Origin of the sequence: Paenibacillus sp. FJAT-27812 (assembly GCF_001273905.1) — a bacterium.
Lineage (GTDB): Bacteria > Bacillota > Bacilli > Paenibacillales > Paenibacillaceae > Pristimantibacillus.
This window is the reverse complement of record NZ_LIGH01000001.1, coordinates 4,891,180-4,909,898: the sequence shown is the minus strand read 5'-3', so window position 1 is coordinate 4,909,898 and position 18,719 is coordinate 4,891,180. Positions and strand designations below refer to the sequence as shown.

20 protein-coding genes and 1 tRNA gene are annotated in these 18,719 nt (G+C 50.6%); 5 read left to right on the top strand and 16 right to left on the bottom strand.

Annotation, left to right across the window (positions count from 1 at the left end):
* The first annotated feature begins 127 nt into the window (after window positions 1-127).
* Window positions 128-829, top strand: coding sequence for an N-acetylmuramoyl-L-alanine amidase family protein (locus ADU23_RS20395; RefSeq protein ID WP_053375416.1), 702 nt, complete (start codon window positions 128-130; stop codon window positions 827-829).
* Here ADU23_RS20395 and ADU23_RS20390 read toward each other — a convergent pair.
* The 3 genes from ADU23_RS20390 to ADU23_RS20380 form a co-directional block, all read right to left on the bottom strand.
* Window positions 794-1,699 carry a divergent polysaccharide deacetylase family protein gene (locus tag ADU23_RS20390; RefSeq protein ID WP_082311157.1) on the bottom strand — a complete coding sequence of 302 codons (906 nt, stop codon included), beginning with the start codon at window positions 1,697-1,699 and terminating at the stop codon, window positions 794-796. The genes ADU23_RS20395 and ADU23_RS20390 overlap by 36 nt on opposite strands.
* A gap of 167 nt (window positions 1,700-1,866) precedes the next feature.
* On the bottom strand, window positions 1,867-2,289 hold the full coding sequence (locus ADU23_RS20385) for an Rrf2 family transcriptional regulator (RefSeq protein WP_053375415.1): 423 nt from the start codon (window positions 2,287-2,289) through the stop codon (window positions 1,867-1,869).
* Window positions 2,290-2,391: 102 nt separating this feature from the next.
* A complete protein-coding gene (locus ADU23_RS20380; RefSeq protein WP_053375414.1) occupies window positions 2,392-2,994 on the bottom strand; it encodes a xanthine phosphoribosyltransferase in 603 nt (200 codons plus the stop codon).
* Between the two features lie 82 nt (window positions 2,995-3,076).
* On the opposite strand from ADU23_RS20380, the gene ADU23_RS20375 reads away from it, so the two are divergent.
* A tRNA-Leu gene (locus tag ADU23_RS20375) sits at window positions 3,077-3,160 on the top strand.
* Between the two features lie 212 nt (window positions 3,161-3,372).
* Here ADU23_RS20375 and ADU23_RS20370 read toward each other — a convergent pair.
* The 4 genes from ADU23_RS20370 to ADU23_RS20355 all read right to left on the bottom strand — a co-directional run bounded on the left by ADU23_RS20370 (window position 3,373) and on the right by ADU23_RS20355 (window position 5,127).
* Window positions 3,373-3,576 carry a hypothetical protein gene (locus ADU23_RS20370; protein ID WP_053375413.1) on the bottom strand — a complete coding sequence of 68 codons (204 nt, stop codon included), beginning with the start codon at window positions 3,574-3,576 and terminating at the stop codon, window positions 3,373-3,375.
* Window positions 3,577-3,799: 223 nt separating this feature from the next.
* Complete coding sequence (locus ADU23_RS20365; RefSeq protein WP_053375412.1) at window positions 3,800-4,024, bottom strand: hypothetical protein; 225 nt, start codon at window positions 4,022-4,024, stop codon at window positions 3,800-3,802.
* Between the two features lie 130 nt (window positions 4,025-4,154).
* Window positions 4,155-4,475 (bottom strand): hypothetical protein, encoded by a 321-nt coding sequence (locus tag ADU23_RS20360; protein ID WP_053375411.1) that lies wholly within the window; start codon window positions 4,473-4,475, stop codon window positions 4,155-4,157.
* Window positions 4,476-4,557: 82 nt separating this feature from the next.
* The gene (locus ADU23_RS20355) at window positions 4,558-5,127 is read right to left on the bottom strand and encodes a xanthine phosphoribosyltransferase (RefSeq protein WP_053375410.1); all 570 of its coding nucleotides are present in this window, start codon (window positions 5,125-5,127) and stop codon (window positions 4,558-4,560) included.
* 267 nt (window positions 5,128-5,394) lie between these two features.
* Here ADU23_RS20355 and ADU23_RS20350 point away from each other — a divergent pair, with 267 nt between their 5' ends.
* Window positions 5,395-6,105 (top strand): hypothetical protein, encoded by a 711-nt coding sequence (locus tag ADU23_RS20350; RefSeq protein WP_053375409.1) that lies wholly within the window; start codon window positions 5,395-5,397, stop codon window positions 6,103-6,105.
* Window positions 6,106-6,108: 3 nt separating this feature from the next.
* Here ADU23_RS20350 and ADU23_RS20345 read toward each other — a convergent pair whose 3' ends face one another.
* Entirely contained in the window at window positions 6,109-7,398 is a 1,290-nt protein-coding gene (locus tag ADU23_RS20345) for an ArsB/NhaD family transporter (protein ID WP_053375408.1), read from the bottom strand.
* Between the two features lie 116 nt (window positions 7,399-7,514).
* Between ADU23_RS20345 and ADU23_RS20340 the strand changes: the two genes are divergently transcribed.
* Window positions 7,515-8,555, top strand: coding sequence for a YkvI family membrane protein (locus ADU23_RS20340; RefSeq protein WP_053375407.1), 1,041 nt, complete (start codon window positions 7,515-7,517; stop codon window positions 8,553-8,555).
* 21 nt (window positions 8,556-8,576) lie between these two features.
* Here the strand turns inward: ADU23_RS20340 and ADU23_RS20335 are convergent, their stop codons facing one another.
* The 3 genes from ADU23_RS20335 to ADU23_RS20325 are packed head-to-tail and all read right to left on the bottom strand — an operon-like array spanning window position 8,577 to window position 14,372.
* Window positions 8,577-11,873: an AAA family ATPase gene (locus tag ADU23_RS20335; protein WP_053375406.1), complete on the bottom strand. Its 3,297-nt coding sequence runs from the start codon at window positions 11,871-11,873 to the stop codon at window positions 8,577-8,579.
* 53 nt (window positions 11,874-11,926) lie between these two features.
* A complete protein-coding gene (locus tag ADU23_RS20330; RefSeq protein ID WP_053375405.1) occupies window positions 11,927-13,210 on the bottom strand; it encodes a metallophosphoesterase family protein in 1,284 nt (427 codons plus the stop codon).
* Window positions 13,211-13,244: 34 nt separating this feature from the next.
* The gene (locus tag ADU23_RS20325) at window positions 13,245-14,372 is read right to left on the bottom strand and encodes a glycosyltransferase family 4 protein (RefSeq protein ID WP_053375404.1); all 1,128 of its coding nucleotides are present in this window, start codon (window positions 14,370-14,372) and stop codon (window positions 13,245-13,247) included.
* Between the two features lie 124 nt (window positions 14,373-14,496).
* On the opposite strand from ADU23_RS20325, the gene ADU23_RS20320 reads away from it, so the two are divergent.
* Entirely contained in the window at window positions 14,497-15,669 is a 1,173-nt protein-coding gene (locus ADU23_RS20320; RefSeq protein WP_053375403.1) for a GGDEF domain-containing protein, read from the top strand.
* Between the two features lie 91 nt (window positions 15,670-15,760).
* On the opposite strand, the gene ADU23_RS20315 is transcribed toward ADU23_RS20320, so the two are convergent.
* The 5 genes from ADU23_RS20315 to ADU23_RS20295 form a co-directional block, all read right to left on the bottom strand.
* Window positions 15,761-16,546: a helix-turn-helix domain-containing protein gene (locus tag ADU23_RS20315; RefSeq protein WP_197286092.1), complete on the bottom strand. Its 786-nt coding sequence runs from the start codon at window positions 16,544-16,546 to the stop codon at window positions 15,761-15,763.
* Between the two features lie 167 nt (window positions 16,547-16,713).
* Window positions 16,714-16,983 carry a glycoside hydrolase family 88 protein gene (locus ADU23_RS20310; protein ID WP_053375401.1) on the bottom strand — a complete coding sequence of 90 codons (270 nt, stop codon included), beginning with the start codon at window positions 16,981-16,983 and terminating at the stop codon, window positions 16,714-16,716.
* Window positions 16,984-17,135: 152 nt separating this feature from the next.
* A complete protein-coding gene (locus tag ADU23_RS20305) occupies window positions 17,136-17,390 on the bottom strand; it encodes a DUF2164 domain-containing protein (RefSeq protein ID WP_053375400.1) in 255 nt (84 codons plus the stop codon).
* 4 nt (window positions 17,391-17,394) lie between these two features.
* A complete protein-coding gene (locus ADU23_RS20300; RefSeq protein ID WP_053375399.1) occupies window positions 17,395-18,186 on the bottom strand; it encodes a PhzF family phenazine biosynthesis protein in 792 nt (263 codons plus the stop codon).
* The gene (locus tag ADU23_RS20295) at window positions 18,183-18,659 is read right to left on the bottom strand and encodes a hypothetical protein (protein WP_053375398.1); all 477 of its coding nucleotides are present in this window, start codon (window positions 18,657-18,659) and stop codon (window positions 18,183-18,185) included. The genes ADU23_RS20300 and ADU23_RS20295 overlap by 4 nt, the downstream gene beginning before the upstream one ends.
* Window positions 18,660-18,719 lie beyond the last annotated feature (60 nt).

Sequence of the window (18,719 nt, the reverse complement as noted above, 5' to 3'; positions counted from 1 at the left end):
CCTCTCCAAGTCCGTATAAGAAGATGTTATAAGTTTGCCCTGCAGGTTTCGAATGTAAACATGCATGAGTTTTCCTTCAAACAGCCACGCTAACACTAAGTCAAAGTGATGTGGAGGAAACCTTATTATGCTTCGTAAAATAGCCCTCGGCTTAATCGTGCTATGGCTTGCAGCTCTTAACAGCTCATCCAGCGCTCAAGCTTGGCCCCTGCTGCCAGTAGGAACCGATCAGGATTGGGCCTTGCCGTCTACGGTCGTGATTATTGACGTTGGTCATGGCGGCATTGACGGCGGGGCTTCATCTGCCGATATTTTGGAGAAGGATATTAATTTAGCAATCGCGCGCAAGCTATATTTTATTTTACGCAACCAAAACATTCCTGCAGTGCTTAATCGTACCGGCGACTACGCATTAAGTGACGATAACCGCTGGCATATTACACGCTCCAGACATCGCAGGGACTTATCGCAGCGCGAGCAGCTTACCCAGGAAATTGAAAGCGAGCTTCTCGTAAGCCTGCATGTCAATTGGTCGAAAAAAAGCTCCACGCAAGGGCCGCTTGTTCTGCATCAGAGCAGCGGAGAAAGCTCTTTACTCGCGTTTTGCATTCAGGATGCGCTCAACAGACAGCAAAATACAGCCTTCCTTCCAAGGGAAGGAAAGCCGTTTTATTTGCTTAAACGCGTTCAACAGCCAGCCGTTATCGTAGAAATGGGATTTATTAGCAGCGAAAGAGATCGCACGATGCTGACCGATCCGAAGCGTCAGCAGGAGGTTGCGTCCGCCATCGCTTCAGGGATTAGGCAGTATAAGTGGATCGTTCATTGAATCTCCCGGAATGAGCTTAGTCAGCTTCACAAATTGTACGCTTTGCTGCATCGCAGGAATGGACTGCTGAAGGACGGCTGCCGTCTTCAGGCCCGCAGGTCCAACATGTCCGATCGTGATGCAGCTGGCATGCAGTTCCAAATGTTTGCGAAGCACGCCAATTTGCTTTGAAATATGCTGGACCGTATAGACATCATCAAGAAACACATCATTGGAAACGAGCGGTACGCCAAGCTCTGCCGCAATTTTTGGCACGACCGTCTTAAAGGTTGTCCGGCTGTCTAGAAAAAACAAGCCCCGTTCCTTGCATACGCCAAGCACGATTCGCATCATTCTCTCGTCTGCCGTCACCTTCGAGCCCATATGATTATTCATCCCGATCGCATGCGGCACATTGTCAATGGCTTCTTCTACGCGCTTGCGAACCTCCGCATCGCTCAAATCCGTCGTCAATGCGCCGGGACCCAGCCATTTTTTGAGCCCTTTATTCGGTTCCATCGGCATATGAACGATCACATCATGCCCGAGCCTATGCGCTTCCTCTGCATCCTGCTTTGTCGTCGGCATGAAGGGCATAATAGCGGCGGTAATTTTAACCGGAAGCTTCATCATTTCCGCCGTTCCGTTCATCCCATTGCCGAAGTCGTCGATCACGATGGCAACGGTCCGAGGCTCTTGCTTCTCGGCAGCAGCAGCTATGCTCCCAGGTGAAGGCTGGTCGAATATTCGTTCATACCCGGCAGCGCTTCCTGCTAGGGTTAAGCTGCTTATACATATAGCAGCAACAGCTGTCTTAATGAGGAAGCGTTCCTTCTTTCCAAATCCATTTTTCTCGTTGCGGCCGTTAGCCCACTCTTGCTGTCTGCCCATTGCTGCACACCCTTCACTCTTTTATTATCATTGTTTGTGAAGGGACTGGAAAATATACGAAAAACAAGAAACTTATTAGGAAACAATCGTCCATCAGGACAATATCATCGAATGAAAGATGTCGAGAGGCAAAAAAAAGAGGCCCAAATCAGGCCTCTCTTGCAAAATTATATTTTGCTTGCGACATCTTCCGTAATGGCAGCAAGCGTAATGTCTGCCAGCTTATCCTCCATCGCTTTCTGCGCCTCGTTAAATGCAATCTCCAGCGATGACTGGATATTGCGGCCAACCGAGCATGCCGGATTCGGCTTCTCGTGGATAGCAAACAATTCATCCTGCCCATTGTTATGGACGGCATTGTATATGTCGAGGAGCGTTATTTCGGCCGCCGCTCTATTCAGAACAGCTCCGGCTACGCCAGCGCTCGTTGTGACGAGACCAGCTTTATTTAGTAATCCCATAATTCTGCGGATGACGACAGGGTTCGTATTTACGCTGCCAGCAATATAATCCGAAGTCAGCCTTGCTGCTTTGTTCGTCTCCAATAACGTCAAAATATGAACCGCTACCGCAAATCGATTGCTAGTCAACGCACTCACCGCCCGTCAAAAATAATTAATATTGCAGCCTGCAAAAATTGCCGCTTAAGCCAGTTGCCATGTAAGCATTATAGTTACACGGTGTTAAAATTGTCAATCTTTTGACGCGGTTTGCGCAGCGGGCTCAGCAGCGAATGTAACTTTCCCGTCCTCCAAGGAAGCGACGCGTGCCAAGGAATGCACGCGATAGCCCATCTCAATCAACTTCTCGCGTCCGGGCTGGAATGCTTTCTCTATAACGATGCCAATTCCCGCAACCGTTCCGCCTGCCTGCTCAACGATCCGTGCTAGTCCAAGCGCCGCATCACCGTTAGCAAGAAAATCATCAATAATGAGCACGCGGTCCTCCGCAGCCATAAATTTGCGCGACACCGTTACCTCGCTCTCCTCTTGCTTCGTGAATGAGTATATCTTCTCGGTATAAAGATCGTCTTTAAGCGTCAGCGACTTGCGTTTGCGTGCGAACAGCAGCGGCACATTCATCGTCAGCGCAGCCATCACAGCCGGCGCAATGCCTGAGGATTCCAGCGTGAGCACCTTTGTAACGCCTTGTGCTTCAAATAATGAAGCAAAGGTTTGACCAATGCCGAGCATAAGCTGCGGATCAACCTGATGATTGAGAAAGGAGTCCACCTTCAGTACATTTCCGCTTAGGACGATTCCTTCCTCCAAAATTTTTTGCTCTAATTGCTTCACTGCATTTCCCCCCATTTTTATAAAATATTGTTGACAATTCCACCTTATTCATGCTACGATATTTTCTGTTGAAACAAAATATGCGGTCGTGGCGGAATTGGCAGACGCGCTAGATTCAGGTTCTAGTGGTGTAACAGCCGTGGAGGTTCGAGTCCTCTCGACCGCATCCTAAAAAAAAGCATTATAAACTATTTTAGACGATGTATAATCCAATGGTCAATGATTGACTTTATATTGTAAATTCAAACTACTCCTTATTATGATATGCAAATCATAATAGCGAGTGTTTTTTGTTGCTTGCATATTCACTTTTTTATTGAGGGCGCCGCTTAATTAGCCGCACCCGTCCTATCATCTCATCCCTTCATACATCAACGCTTAGAAAAAAATATTTTTTATCACATCATCTATCTTCTTATCTATATTCTCTCTGTCAGCACTGCCTTGCTCGTAAGCTTTATTTAATTCTTCAGCTACCTTCTCGGCAAATTTCTGATCAGCCATTCCTTTTAAAATCTCTTTCCGGCCAGCTACGATATCCCAATTTCGTTCAATCATATTCTGTTTAATTTCATATCGCATTAGAATAAGCTCCCCCTCATTCGTTACTTATGTAGACCGCATACCTGGCTTCTATAACCACAACCATATAGGTTGCTTCCACCTTTAGTTATCCGCGTTTACAAGGATCATACTTAGATTATATATGTCGAACGATGGAAGTTGAAGAAAAATAATAGTCATTATAGCTGAACAAAAAAAAGACCATCCTAAAATCGAATGGCCCCAAAACATCAATCTCTTTTTATGTAGCATCCTCAAAAGGCGTTGCCCGTTCCTCCGATGCCGGCGCGTAGCTATAAATCCGGCTCAGCTTCACCACTCGGCGACTAGGACGTCGAATCACAACGGAGGACTCGTCCCATGCCACTACAATGCCGTGCACATCATTTGCTTCCATCGCGTCCCGCACGACTCTCACTGTCACGCCGCTAACGCGGAATTGGTCCAATTGTTCTTCGCTTACCACTGCTTTTCCCTCCCGATCCTAAAATGGTGCCAAGTCTGTATTGAAAAACCTCAATGCATGCTCGCGCATCACATTGAGGCTCCATTCAACTTATAAAAAAAATGATTCACTCCATCTACTGTTCTTTCAATTAACCTGCATGCTCTTTTGCATCATTGGTTTCGTACCACTCATCCAGCACGCGTGAAGACATTACACGCTTGCCGATATATTCGCTCTGGCGGTCAGTGAATTGATCCCGCCATTCAATGGATAATTCGTCACACAGCTTCACAATCGTTAGCAGCTCCGACCACGCCACATAGCGTTTGTACCAGAAAAACTGCGGATGCTCAATCATATAAGGATACAAATCATCAAATTCCGTATGTTTGCAATCTAGTGCACGCTCAAAGTGGACTTTCGCGTCGCTAAGCTTCGCATACATAAACTCTGCAGACATTTCCCCCATAACTTGTGCCTCCCCTCGATCACTTCTGTATCATTATAAGCGATAATGCCGACTCGGAAAAGGGCATTTGTACTGGAACATCTTACTCAAATGTAATTTCACCGTTATCTAGCGATGAAATACGGACGAGCGGCTCCACTCGAATGCCTTGTTCCCTTAAAGTTCTCCCGCCGGCTTGGAATGACTTCTCGACGACTACGCCAAGACCGATTAAGGTTGCGCCCGAACGCTGGATAATTTTAATGAGTCCGCGTGCAGCATCGCCATTTGCAATAATGTCATCAATAAACAGTACCCGGTCTTCTGCGGTTAGAAACTGTTTTGACACCATAATATCGGTAACCATTCCCTTTGTAAAGGAAGGTACTCTTTCCAAATATGCGTCTGGGTCTGCGATCAACGTCTTCTTGCGCCGAGCGAATACGAGCGGCACTCCAAGCGTATACGCCGTTGCATAAGCAGCGGGAATGCCTGAGGATTCGACCGTAATGACTTTCGTAATATGCTCTTCTGCGAAGCGCCTTGCGAATTCTTGTCCCATTTCCATCGTCAATGCAGGGTCGACCTGGTGGTTGATCAAAGCATCCATCCGCAGCACGTTACTCGACAATACGGACGATTCTGCTAAAATGCGTTGTTTTAAGCTTTCCATCTTTCATTACCTCCACCAAAATCCTTTTCGTTAACGTACCATAGGTCAGGCAAAAAGTGCAACCCTCTTGAAGGGGTTAGCTTGAAACCAACCTATCATCCAAGTATATCTAAGGAATAATTTCTAATCTACGGTAAAAAAGTGCAACTTTTCCCACCATTTCACGTCTAAACTGGTAGCGATTATCCGCTTGTTAAACTAGACTTTTTTCAAACATTTATCCATATAGTTGCCGATTATTGTTATATAACGAAAGGAGTGCAGAACATGCTTCGTAAGAAAAAAGAAACGACCAAAGCAGCGATGCTTGCGGCTACCTCAGCGCTTGTCCTTCTGCTCGCTGGCTGCCAGAGTGCAGTGACAGCTCCACCCGATTATACGGGCAACACAACACCGATTCAAGCCGAAGAGGACGATGAGCCAAACAGCCCGCAGAAAACGTATTCCGAACAGGTTGACAATGACCTTCAAACGGATGAGCCGCACTCCAACTTTGCCGATACGACTAGCAATACGAGCGCTAAGACATCAACGGTACGCAAGAAAGAAGATACGAAAGCAACGGTCAAAACCGCGAGCGAGGACGCAGCTTGGAACGCCGAGGAACCAAAGCTCAATGGCATAGCGATCGGCAGCAGCGATGCCGCAGTCAATAAGCTTTTTGGCAAACCCGTTGACAGCTACCAGCTTGAAGAAGAGGCCGAAGCCATTAAAGTGCTGGAATACAAGGGCTTTGCCATTGGCATCAATACGAACAAGAAAGTCCAATACATCGAGGTTTTCGACAAAAGCATCTCAGCTGGCCTGGGCGGGCTTCACATTGGAGATGACCCTGAGACAGCGCTTAGCTCGCTTGGAAAGCCCGATAAGCAAACGACCTATTTATTGACCTACAAGGCCAAAGGGGCGCTGCTAAAGCTTGATCTTGACCCTGTACATAACGAAATCGTATCGATAAAGCTGCTTGCGCTTCACTAACGTCTAAGACCAATCAAGCACCCATAGGCCTAGCAAGGCGAGCAGCAAGATCGGTAACGTAAGAAGAAGTCCGTATTTGGTATATTCACGCCAGCTGATGGAGATGCCTCCCTGTCGGGCAAGCTGGATCCAAAGCAATGTCGCAAGCGAGCCGATTGGCGTAAGCTTCGCCCCAACGGATGTTCCAAGCAAGCTAGCATAAGGCAAATAGTCCGGACCGTTCACCTGTTCAATCGCAAGGGAGGAAATGAGTACCGCCGGCAAGTTATTGATCGCTGCTGCAAGCAGTGCAAACAATAGGCCCGAGCCAAATATGCCGCTCCACTCGTCTTTCTCGTTAATCTGTTCAAGAACGGCTGGAAACCATGCCGTCGCCCCATGCACATGCAAGCTGTAAACGATTAAGTTCATCGACAGAGCAAAGATGATAATCAGCCAAGGCGCCCGCCCTATCGTTTGCTTGAAGGGTGCTTTTCCCGCTAAGGCCGAAGCGATCCACTGCACCGCAGCGCATCCAAGCGCTACAGCCGCCACCGGAATTCCAATCTTCTCCGATCCTAAATATCCAATCATCATAATGACAATGTTAAGCCATGATAAATAAAACAATCGATTATCCGTAATAGCGGAGGAAGGCTTCGGGAACCGTTCAGGCGCTAGCTCCCTCGTCTCCTCTCGCTTGATCGGTTGCCTAAAAAAGGCGACCGTCACAGCTACGGTGGCAACAATTGCGATTAAGCCGGGCAGCAGCATGCGGGATGCATACTCTCCAAACGAGATGTGAAAGAAGTCGGCTGTCAAAATATTCGTCAAATTGCTCATCATGAGCGGCGCACTCGCCGTATCCGCCATGAAACCTACCCCTAACAGGAAAATAAGCCTCCCGCTGCGCGAAAGCCCGAGCAGCGCCGTTACTTCCAGCACAATCGGCACCATGATCAAGATCGTCCCATCATTATTGAAGAATACGGTAATAAGGGCTGCAAGCAGCGACAAACCGATAAAAAGGACAAGCTGCCGGTGATGAAAGCGTTGGACGAGATGCAGCGCTGCCCAGCGAAAAAAACCGTTATGATCGAGCAGCGACGTAAATAACATGATGCCGATAAGCGAGAATGTTGCATTCCAAACAAAGCTCCAAATGTAAGCTGCATCCTCCGGCTTTATAAGCTGAGCGGCATACAGCAAGACCGCGCCTGCCAGAGCGACAAACGCCTCGTTAATCCCCTTTGGTTTTATCAGTATTAATACTAATGACGTAACAAATACAGCAATCGCAATGAGCATCGACATGTCCTAACTCCTCATGATGGCGTTTCTTTATCCTAAAATTTTGAAAAAAGTCATGCCTGTCCCTCATTGGACATACCTTCTTATATAGAGGGTCATCGAACGGAGGACGGTAGACGATGTGGAAACGTACAGGAAAGGTGCTGCAAATCGCTTCAACCTATATGGGCACAATTGTAGGAGCTGGGTTTGCCACCGGGCAAGAAATATTGCAGTTTTTTACCCGCTTCGGTTATTGGGGAACGGTCACGATTGCTTTGACTACCATACTGTTCATCTGGCTGGGCACCAAGATGATGCTCATTGCCAGCGAAATAAGAGCAAAATCTTACGAGGACTTGAACAAAGCGTTGTTCGGCGACAGATACGGGCGACTCATCAGCCATTTCATGCTCGTCGTGCTCCTAGGCGTAACAGCGGTTATGCTCGCTGGAGCCGGTACGATTTTTTATGAGCATTGGAATATATCCTATCAATCAGGCCTGCTTATTACGATGGCTGGTTGCTACTTTTTGCTGCGCAAAGGAATGAATGCCATCCTAACGGTTAATGCTATTGTCGTTCCCGTGATGCTTTTGTTCACTATACTCATTATTATCGACACCTTTCGAACGCCGGGTGCGGACAAGTTCATTACGCTCTCAAGCGACCATTCAATTTGGGCGGCTTGGGCTTCACCGTTTTTGTACACCGCTTTTAACCTCTCGATGTCGCAGGCTGTGCTCGTACCGCTTGGCGCAGAAATTCGCGATCGCAAAGTAATCATTGCCGGGTCATGGGTTGGCGGGATCGGCATCGGCTTTATGCTGCTGGCTGGCCATATCGCCCTATCCGTTCACATGCCGGGCATTCAGCAATTTGCCATTCCAATGGGCGGGATCGCAAGGCAGCTGGGGCCAAGCGTTCAGTTCATTTACGTTTTTATTATTTTCGCAGAGATCTTTACGACGCTTATCGCTGACATCTACGGCCTCACCCTCCAGCTCCATGAACGGTTGAAATGGGCACGCAGCTTAATTGTCCTGCTTATACTCGCGATTTGTTATGTAGCCAGCCAAATCGGCTTTGGCCCGCTGCTATCAACGCTTTATCCTATTTTTGGACTGATCAGCTTTGGCTGGCTTATCTTGATTATCCGCAAACGTGTAACGCATAGCTAAGAGAAGCCGTTATTTATGTAGCTACATTTGCACGAGCCGTGCATTTTTGCAGTACATCAGCATGGCATCTCTAACATGTTCATGACAGGTCATCACGATCATTTGCCTATCGCTTGACAGTTCGGCGAGCAGCTTCGTCACAGCTTGCAGCCGGCCCAGGTCAAAATTAACGAACACATCGTCCAGCATAAGAGGCAGCTTCGTTCCCTGCGAGGCTTCCTCCGCCAAAGCGAAACGCATCGCTAAATACACCTGCTCAGCAGTCCCTCTGCTTAACATCGCACTGTCGATGAGCTTGTGATCCGATGATTCAAGTCGTATGCCCGGCTCTCCTGGCGTCGTCAGCACCCGAATGTATTTCCCGTCCGTCAGCTTCGAGATCAAACGTGATGCGTTCCGAAGCACGACGGGCTGGCGCTCTTCCTCGTAAATGCGTTTCGTCCTGCTTATTAACGCGGCGCTTATCGAAAGCACAGCATAGCGCTCCGTATCCGCCGCAAGCTTGGCAATCGTCATTTCCTTCTCGGAGAGCAGCTTTTGATGCTCCTCTTCCTTTAGCAGATGCTCGAGCGACTGCCGCAAGCTTCCCCGCTGCTCAAGCTGCTCCCGCTTCCGCTGCTCAAGCGCCTCAAGCTCATAGCTTGACTCCGATTGCAGCGCTTGAAGCTGCTCTTCGTCGTACGTTCTGAAAAGCTCCTCAAGCTCAGAAATCCGCTCCTCCGATAAGCCCGCCGTCATTTCAAGCGTAAGCTTGGACAGTTCAAGCTCCAGCTCCTGCAAATCGCGGCGATGCTGAATGGCGAGCTCATATTGCGCTTCGCTTGTAAGCTCGGCTTCCTCTATTTGCGCTGCGATTTGGGCATGCAGCTCCTGCAGACGGGAATCCGCCGCTTGCTTCGCCATGTGCAGTTCATCGCGGCGCGCGAGGATGCCGCGCGCCTCCTGCTTCGCTGCTGCATGCCGGCGTATCTCGGCATGCAGCAGCCGAAGTGCGAGCGCGGGGTCGGCGGCGAGCTGCGCCTTTGCTTCTTCGAGATGCCCGCACAAGTCGGCCGCTTGCTTAGCGAAAGCGGCCAGCTGTTTGCTTGCTGCGGCTTGCTTCGCCGCCAGCCGGTCGTATTGCTGCAGCCGCTGCAAAGCTTGCTCGGCAAGGTCAAAGGCTTCGAGCGCGGCTGCCGGAGACATGCCCGCCGGCAGCGAGCGTGCTGCAAGCCAGCCGGCCCATTGCCGGGCGAGGGCTTGTCTGGTTTGCGCAGCGGCGGCAGCCGCCTCGCTGCGGCCTGCGGCATGCGCGCGCAGCCGCTCTAGGCGGCGGGCGAGCTCGCCGGCGCTGTCGATGAGGCGCTCGCTGTTTTGGAGCGCCTCATCGCGGGCTTCGACTGCGGCGCGCAGCTGCGTGCGCGCCTGCTCGGCTGCCAGCATATGCTCAGCCGAGCTGTGATGCTTCGCGGCAAGCAGCGATGCCGCAGCTTCCTGCGGCTCGCGCACCATAACCTCCAGCGCCTGATAGATCCGCTTCTCGCGTTCGCTTAATGCGAGATGATCCGCTCTATTACCAGCGGCGGCATAGCTTCCAAGCCCTCTTCCGCGCCGGCTATTGCGGCTGCCCGCCGCCTGTTCCGCGCCGCGGCTCCGCAGCAGCGCCGCAGCTGCAAGCACAAGCGCTGCGACCGCTAACGCCAGCGCTGCAAACACCGTGCCGCCGGCCGTCTTATCCGCCGCCGCAAACCACAGCGCTAGCGCGGCTCCGCCCGCGCCAGCCGCTGCAGCCCAAAGCGGGCCGGCTCCGCCCCGGCCCGCAGCTGCCGCGCCGCCCGCGTCGCTATCGCTCGCGGACCCGGCGGCGCCGGCAGTGCGCGCCCGCTCGAGCTCCCACTCGCGGAGCGCGCTATCCAGGGCGTTCCACGCCCCCTTCAGCGCATCCCGCGTACGCGGCAGCACCACAAACCCAGCGCCGCCCGCCTGCTCGCGCCTAGCCTCATCCCGTTCAGCGGCCGACCGCGCTTCCTCCAAGGCCATGCTCGCTTCCCGCTCCTGCTGCCTTAGCGTCTCAAGCTCGGCAGCGAATCGTTCTTCCGTCCGCGACTGCTCAAGCTCCTGCTGCTTCGCCTCTCGTACAAAGTCCCGATCGGCAACCGTCACTTGAAGCTCTCTAAGCTGCCGCTCCGTCCACTCCGGCGCGATGCTCGTGACGAGTCTCGCGATCATCTCATCATGCTCACGGAGCTCCATTTCCCGCTCAGCGCTATCTTTAGCAAGCTTGCGCATGCTCTCCGATGATTGAAGCAATACCTCCGTTTCGTCTCCAAGCCGAATAAGCTGATCATCAAAGCTTATCGCTTCAAGCTGAAGCTCCATAAGCAGCGCTTTCTGGCGATGCTTCTCCATCTCCTCGCGGTATTCCGCTCTAAGCCGTAGAAGCTCCTCCCAGCTTTTCTCCGCATGCACCGAAAGCCGCGCTGCATAAGCGATTCCTTCCCGCTCAAGAAGCAGCTTCTCCTTTCGCATCCAAAGCGATCTCACCGAGCAAGCCTTGTTCAGCATCGTTTGCCGAGACTCGCGCGCGGGCAACTCCTCTTCAAGTGCGCGCAGCGACTCATCCAGCCTCGAGGTCTGATGCACCAAATCGTTATATGAAGTTATAGCATCAGCTCGTTTCCGTAGAGCCGCTTCAAGCTGCTCGAACGACTTGAGCTGCTGATTAATTTGCTGATTCGTCCCGCGTGGCTTAAAAAGCGATTCCATCTCTGCAGCTATCCGCTTCTCCGCTGCCGCAATCGTCTTGCCGTCGTCCCAGCCCGCTTGGTACAAATAACGTCCGAGCTCATCGCTGGGCAGAGCGCCAATCTCCTGAAGCTCGGAGAGCGTTACTGCAAATAGCTGGCGGTATACCCTTTCACTGACCCCGCCAAGAAATTGCCGCTCAAAGTCCGTTTGCGCTAGCCATACCTCTTCTGCAAAAGCCGTTTCAGCATCCTCCAAAAAGCTTTTCCCGCTGCCATCAATCGTCGTTCGACTCATTTCACGAATTTTTAGCTTGCTTGATCCATCAGCCGCATAACGTTCAACCACATATTGTTTCCCTTGCGAATCGCCAAAAAATAGACGGCCTCCATGCTTGCCGCCATTCACCGGCTCCTGCCGCTCGCTTGGCTGCCCGCGTTTGGCGAAGCCGTACAGCATCGAGCGTACAAAGCCAAAAACCGTGCTTTTACCTGCTTCATTCGGACCATACACGATGATTACCGGCGCATCAAGCGGAACCTGCCGCCCGAACAGCTGCCCGAAACCGTCAATCTCAGCCTTCATTAGCTTCATGCTGCATCGTCAACTCCTAAAGGTTATCGTATACGTCTTCCGGCTTGGCATCATTAGTCCCGATCGTTGCCACGAAGGGTCCCCACCGTCAGCTCCTGCGCTTGCTCCAGCCAGCGCTTTGGCAGCTCGTCCCATTTGCCCTGCATAAGCCTGCCCAGCTTCGCATGCCCCGCAATCGTACCAAGCGCATCCTTCGCAAAATCACGCCACAACGCTTCGTCATCTGCCAGCTTCTCGCTCAATCGATATAGTTCACCGGCGAAGCTGTCCTCCGAAGCCAGCTCCAGCCAGTTCAGCTCGGCTCCCGTATTTGCCTCAAGCCCATGCACCAGCACCCAGGCTTCCCCGGATGCATAAGGCCTACCCTCTTGCAGCTGCTCTAGCAGCGTCCGAACGACCACAGGATCTGATAGCTTCTGATGCAGCGTGCCGCGCCCGGTAAGCGTAAGCCGAAGCATGACAGAGCGGCCTTCGGCTTCTGCCAGCACTTGCTCTATGACCATATCCAGCTGCTGCAATAGCTCTTGCTCTGAAGCAACTGCTTCAATAGAGCAGCTATGCTCAAGCCAGCGCACCTCATCAAGCGGCAAAAACGTCAGCTCGGTCGCCCTTGCAGCAGACACATCAACGATGTAACAGCCCTTTGACCCTGTTTCGCGCGGATTTCTCCCCTGCGTATTGCCGGAATAAACGACATGCGGATAAGTATGCAGTACTCTGCGATGATGAATATGGCCTAGCGCCCAATAATCGAAGCCTTTGCCGCCGATAAGCTCGTCCAGCGTGCATGGCGCGTAAGGGTCATGCGAACCATCGCCGTCAACGTTGCCATGCAGCAGCGCAATATGAAACGGCGCCTCCGGCTGAATTTGATATTGTGCTGCCATATTTTCAGTCATGATCCGCGTGCCGTACGATCTGCCGTAAATAAAAGCAGCCAGCTCTCCGCTTCTGCGATAAGCCGGCTTATATTCCATCTGATCCGCTCCAAACACATGCACATTAGACGGCAGCTTAAGAGCAGCCCGCATGCCATTTAGCGGATCATGATTCCCATGAATAATAAACACCGCAATGCCATGCTCCTCCAGCTTCTCCCACTCTCGAACGAGCATAAGCTGCGCCCGCAGGGAGCGATCTGCCTCATCGAACAGATCGCCGGCTAATACAATAAAGTCCACTTGCTCGCGAATTGCGGCTCCCGTCAATTGCCGCAGCGCAGCAAAGGTCGATTCGGTCAAAGCTTCTCTCACGTGATCCGGTGCCTTCGCTAACCCGCGGAACGGACTATCCAAATGCAAATCTGCTGCATGAATGAATCGAAAAGATACCGTCATCCCATAACCGCCTATTCCGTTTTAAAATGAACCGCTACTCCGGCTTCATATTGAGATAAACTTTTTTCAGCTGTGCGATTACCCGTTGCAGCGAGTAGACCTTCTTCGCTTTATCCCAGCCTGCTCTTGCCAAATTGTATCGATAGGTCGGATCGGTCACGACCTTCTCAAGGGCATCCGCAAGCGCTACTGGGTCCTCGGGCGGTACAAGCAATCCATTGACGCCATCATCGATTTGCTCGGCTATGCCGCCTACATTCGTCCCGACGAGCGCTAGCCAGCATAACGCCGCTTCCGCGAACACGGAACCAAATGCTTCCGCGCGCGATGGCAGCACGAACACATCGAAGAACGGCATGAACTCCTCTGGATGAAGCATGTAGCCGTAAAAGATAATATCGTCGTACAAATCAAGCTTCACCGCTAACGCTTCAAGCTCCTCGCGTATCGGACCGTCTCCAATGATATGAAGAACAAAGGGATGGCCTTTCTTCTTAAGCTCCGCGCAAGCATGAAGCAGCACGTCAAGTCCCTTCGCCGGAACGAGCCTGCACACTGTAATCAGCTGCGTTACTGCATTTTCATGGGCGATCGGCTTGAATCGTTTTTCATCAAACCCGTTTGGAATCACTTTAATTTTTTCGGGATGCTTAATGTGCGGAGAGATATAAGTACGGAACGACTCGGAAACGGTCAGCAAATGATCCGCCTTCGCCTCTAGCTCGCCATAAATGCTCATTAGAAACTGATGCTCCGGTCCGCCCTCTTTAATTTTCCCGTTCAAAATAAGCTCGCGCTCATAGCTGGAGTGAATCGTCACCGCAAGCGGCGTATCAGGAAACAGCTGCTTCATGACAAGCGCGGCAATCGGATGGTGGGCATGTATAATATCGTACGGCTTCTTGATGCGCATTTTTGTCCACCATACGTAGTCTTTATAGGTTTGTATATATTTGTCTACCATCGTATTCCCGCTGTAGACCGTATGATCAAAGGTTTCAAATACGACCTCGTCCTGTCCCTTGCTCCTTACGCGCTTAGGCAAGGAGAACAATTCCATCTGCCAACCCATCTTAATAAATCTATCCTGAATGTACGGGATCATGGAAGAAACTCCGCCCGGCTGCTCCGGTGGAAAAAACAATGCTTGTAAAATATTCATGTGTCCCATCCTTTCAACATAAAACGTCTATCCTCAGCTGTTCGTTCACCGTAAAACATGATATATTAGAACATATGTTTCTGTAAAGCTGCTGCAACCAATACTAGATAACGGTGGTTAACTCATGTCAATTACACAATGGCTATCAGGCCCGAACGGTCAATTGCTTTCATCCTCGGCAGTTATCGTCATTCTCATCTTAATGCTTTTTATGTCAGTAAGGCTTTACGTCAGCTATCGCAATAAACGAATTTATCGCTTGCTCATTACAGCAATACCGCTCATCATCGTCAAGCAGTGCTTGCTCGTCGTTCTGGCCTATCCGGGCTGGTCATTATCCCCATGGCTTTATTTGGCATTTACGATCTTGCAGATCATTTCATTTATTATTATAAACTTTGTTTTCATGAAATTATATACTCATCGTTCCGCTCAGCTCAAAGTCATTCCCTTTATTATAATGAGTATGATGGCTTTCGTTATTGCAGGCATACAATTTGCCATTACGCCCTTTACGACGGATACGGCTGTCGAGGCGCAAGCCTTTACTTTTCCCGCACTCGACTTCTATGGTTTAATCGTTATTTTTATGATCATGCTCGATACCAGAAGCGCGGATATGAGCTCCAAATATTATGCCAGCTTGATCGTGTTTTTCGCTAGCGAGATTGCTAGGCTCGCCAACGCTTATGTATTCCATGGCTCGCTTATTTGGCTCATTTCGATTAGCCAGCTGCTGCCGATCATCTATTACACGCTGCTGTTCATCCTGCTCTTTGAATGGGTGATCGAGCGACTTATGTATACCTATCAGTCGTCTATTATGGATGGTCTGACCGGCTTATATAATCGGCGTCATTTTTATTCTAAAGCGGAGCAACTGCTCCAAAACAACAAGCAGATGGCGATTCTGTTTTGCGATATTGACAACTTTAAAAAATTAAACGATACACATGGCCATCATAAAGCTGACGGCGTGCTTAAGCAGGTCGCTGAAATTATCAAGGAAGAATCTAGCGGCATTGGCTCGGCTGGACGATACGGCGGAGAAGAACTGCTGAGCTGCATCAGTACTGAACGCGTGAAGCCTGAAATTGTTGCGGAATCCATTAGGAACAGAGTCGAGCAGGAGACGATGGTTACGATAAGCGTCGGCTTCAGCACAACCAAAGAAAGCAAAGCCGTTCAAGAGATGATTAAGCAAGCTGACGAAGCTATGTACCATTCAAAGACGACTGGCAAAAACAAGGTAACACCGTTCAAATTAACGCCAGCTTACAAAAAATCACGTGCCTAAAGCTTTCCCTGCGCTTGTCCATCTAGCATTTAGCGAGATGAACAAGCGTTTTTAATTTGCAGTTCAATGGCTATCGGTTTAACGGCTACAATTATGGGATACCCCGCTTAAGAAAGTTATTCATCAACAGGGGCAGAGAAATTAAAATGGGCGGGTCGTCGGGACGTGGCGTATAGAGCATAACCTGTTGATGCGGAACGGAAAGGCAGCTCGTGACGGTGATTGGCTCTTTGGATCTAGTACGCAGCGTATTTTGCGGCAGCAGGACATCCTTTGCTTGCATTTCCCATGAAACCGATGTTGCCATCAAATAATAGGTGCCCGGTTTGATGCCTGTCAAACAAAAATGGCCGAGCGAAGAAAGCAGCGTTCCGTACAAAGGCAATCCTTCTGGAATCGGTTTGGCGAACAAGCCGAGCAGAATGACTCCCTCAAAAGGGATTTCAGCGTGAACGGTCCCTTCAATCCGGTCGTATTTGGTAGAAGGAATTTCAAGCTTTCTCCAATCGTTTAGCTCCCGCAGGGAACGCATTTGGCTTTCCACTTGCAATGCGGAGCTGCGAAATTCAGACGGGGTGACGCCTACGCGCTCGGTAAATCTAGAGGTAAAGGTGCCGAGGCTTTGCTGTCCAATCTCTAATCCGACATCGCGAATGCTCAAATTCGTATGCAGCAGAAGATGCTTTGCTTTTTGCAAGCGGTGGGAGGATGCATAATATAAAGGCGATAGACCGATCCTCTCTTTAAAAATACGCGTGAAATGAAAGCTGCTATAGCCTGCAAATTGAGCTAATCTGGCAAGCGGAAGCGGCTCATAAATATTTTCATGAATAAAGGCGATTACCTCATCTATTTCCGAATATCGATCCGTCACCAACGCTATCCCTACTTTCCTGCCATGTTCCTGTTCTTTACCCAGAAAACAGAACTTATGTTCGCATTTATAATAGCATATCTCTGTCTAATATGAAACCCCACAAGAAAGAAAAAAACACCGGCGGCAGCGGTGTTTTTTTCTATGTAATATGGCGCGGTTATCCGAAGCTATTGCGTGGTTTGCGATGAAAAAAATTCGCGCAGCCGCAGCGCTTCGATGCCGGCAAGCAGCACGATGCCGATGCCATGCGTATCATTCAGCTGCCAGGTCAGCTCATTTTTATAGTACAAAGCCGAGTATGAATATCCCGACCCTCTGCAAACGCCGTAAACGTTGCCGAATTTATCGATGCACTCGTTTTTCAGCCCCTCCCAGCCTCTATGAACAGACCGGACATAACGATCCGCATCGTCCAAATAGCTCGATTGTCCCGTCATTTCGTAAGTGCTCATATACAAATCGTCGCACTATACCGTATCCATGGGGAGTTGGGCAAGGAGTGTTGATAGCTTCCAATCATATTTTTGGACGATCGATGATGCGGAGCGCACTATTAAAGCCGCACGCCGCTGCATCTATCGGACCCGTATCACCGTCTTGCTGCAATCGGCTTCTCAAGCGCATAAAGCTCATCCTCAAGCGTCTGCATTCGCTCGAGCACCGCTTTGCGCGCATCATTAATGGCATGGTTATACAAATGTGGACCTATTTCTTGAATCATAAAATCAAGCAGCTGCTCCGCTGCAATCGATCCAAGCGTCTCCGAACGCTCCAGCTCAAAATACTGCTGAATCCGGCCGGTCAGCTGCTCCTTCTGTTCCTTCGGCAGTTTCATCATTAACATCGTATTATCCCTCCAATTGTCCTTTCAACACCGTTACCGCTTGTCCCGACAAATAAACTCTATCGCCATCCGGCTTCATTTTCACGATACCGCCGCGCTGAGAGGCTTGGTAACCAACCAGCTCGTCCTTGCGCAGCCGCTTTGCCCAGTATGGCGCTAGCGCGCAATGGGCCGATCCTGTAACGGGGTCCTCATCGATTCCCGTCGCTGGGTAAAATGCGCGTGAGACGAAGTCATAAGGAGAGCCAGTCGATCGGCTTGTTACAATAACGCCGCGAGCTTCCACCCTGGCAAGCATCGCAAAGTCCGGACGCAGCGTGCGAAGCGTCTCCTCGCTGTCCACCTCTACAAAATAATCCATCCGATTGCGGCCGGCATATCTCGGAATAAGCCCCAAGCCCTGAACAAGCTCCTCTGGCGCAATGGCCGCTTCCGGCGGCTCGGCCGGGAAATCCATCTGGATCCAAGCTCCGTCGCGCCTTGCCGTTAATCGTCCGCTTTTCGTCATAAAGCTTGCCATTTGATCCGGCGGCAGCTTGCCAGACTCCCATAATACATGTGCGGTAGCCAGCGTTGCATGCCCACACAAATCAACCTCGCCTACAGGTGTAAACCACCGCAGGTCGTAGCCATCTGGTCTAGGCACAATAAATGCCGTTTCCGAAAGATTCATTTCCGAGGCTACCTGCTGCATCCAGCTTTCAGGCTGCGGCTGCTCCAATAGGCAGACAGATGCCGGATTGCCTTTGAACCGTTCATTTGTAAATGCATCTACAATATGCAACTCATAACTCATTTCTCTATCCTTCCTCTCTTTACCCACCATGTGCCAAAGGCGGCTAATACTGCGCCATATACAAGATGGCCGATCAGCCACCATAAGAGCGCTTGAAGATCATCAATGGCTGGGGTGCGCTCCGAGAGCTGTGTGAGCGGTATCCAAGTGCAGCACGCTGCTGCAAGGCTCATGCCGAGGCTCAGCCCGGCAGGCGAGCGCCAAAGCGACAAGAGCGATAAATATAGGATGCCTAACGGAATCGAGACGAGTATATGCAGCGTAAACTCCATCCACTCGTTCATTGGACCCGGCAGCCACGAAATAAAATCGATATTGAGCAGCAGCACGTAGACAGCTGATCCCGTTAGCCGCTCCAGCAGCTTCATCGTAAGGCCGAGTACAACGCCGCTGAGCGCGCCTGCCAGTAGTCCAGCGGCTGCCAGCTTCGGCAAGCTGCTCCTTGAAGATCCTCTTTCCCCTTTAACCGCCAATACGTTTCCTCTTCTCATTCACCTGTTCAAACAAAAAAGAGCCTGCCCTCGCAAAACGAG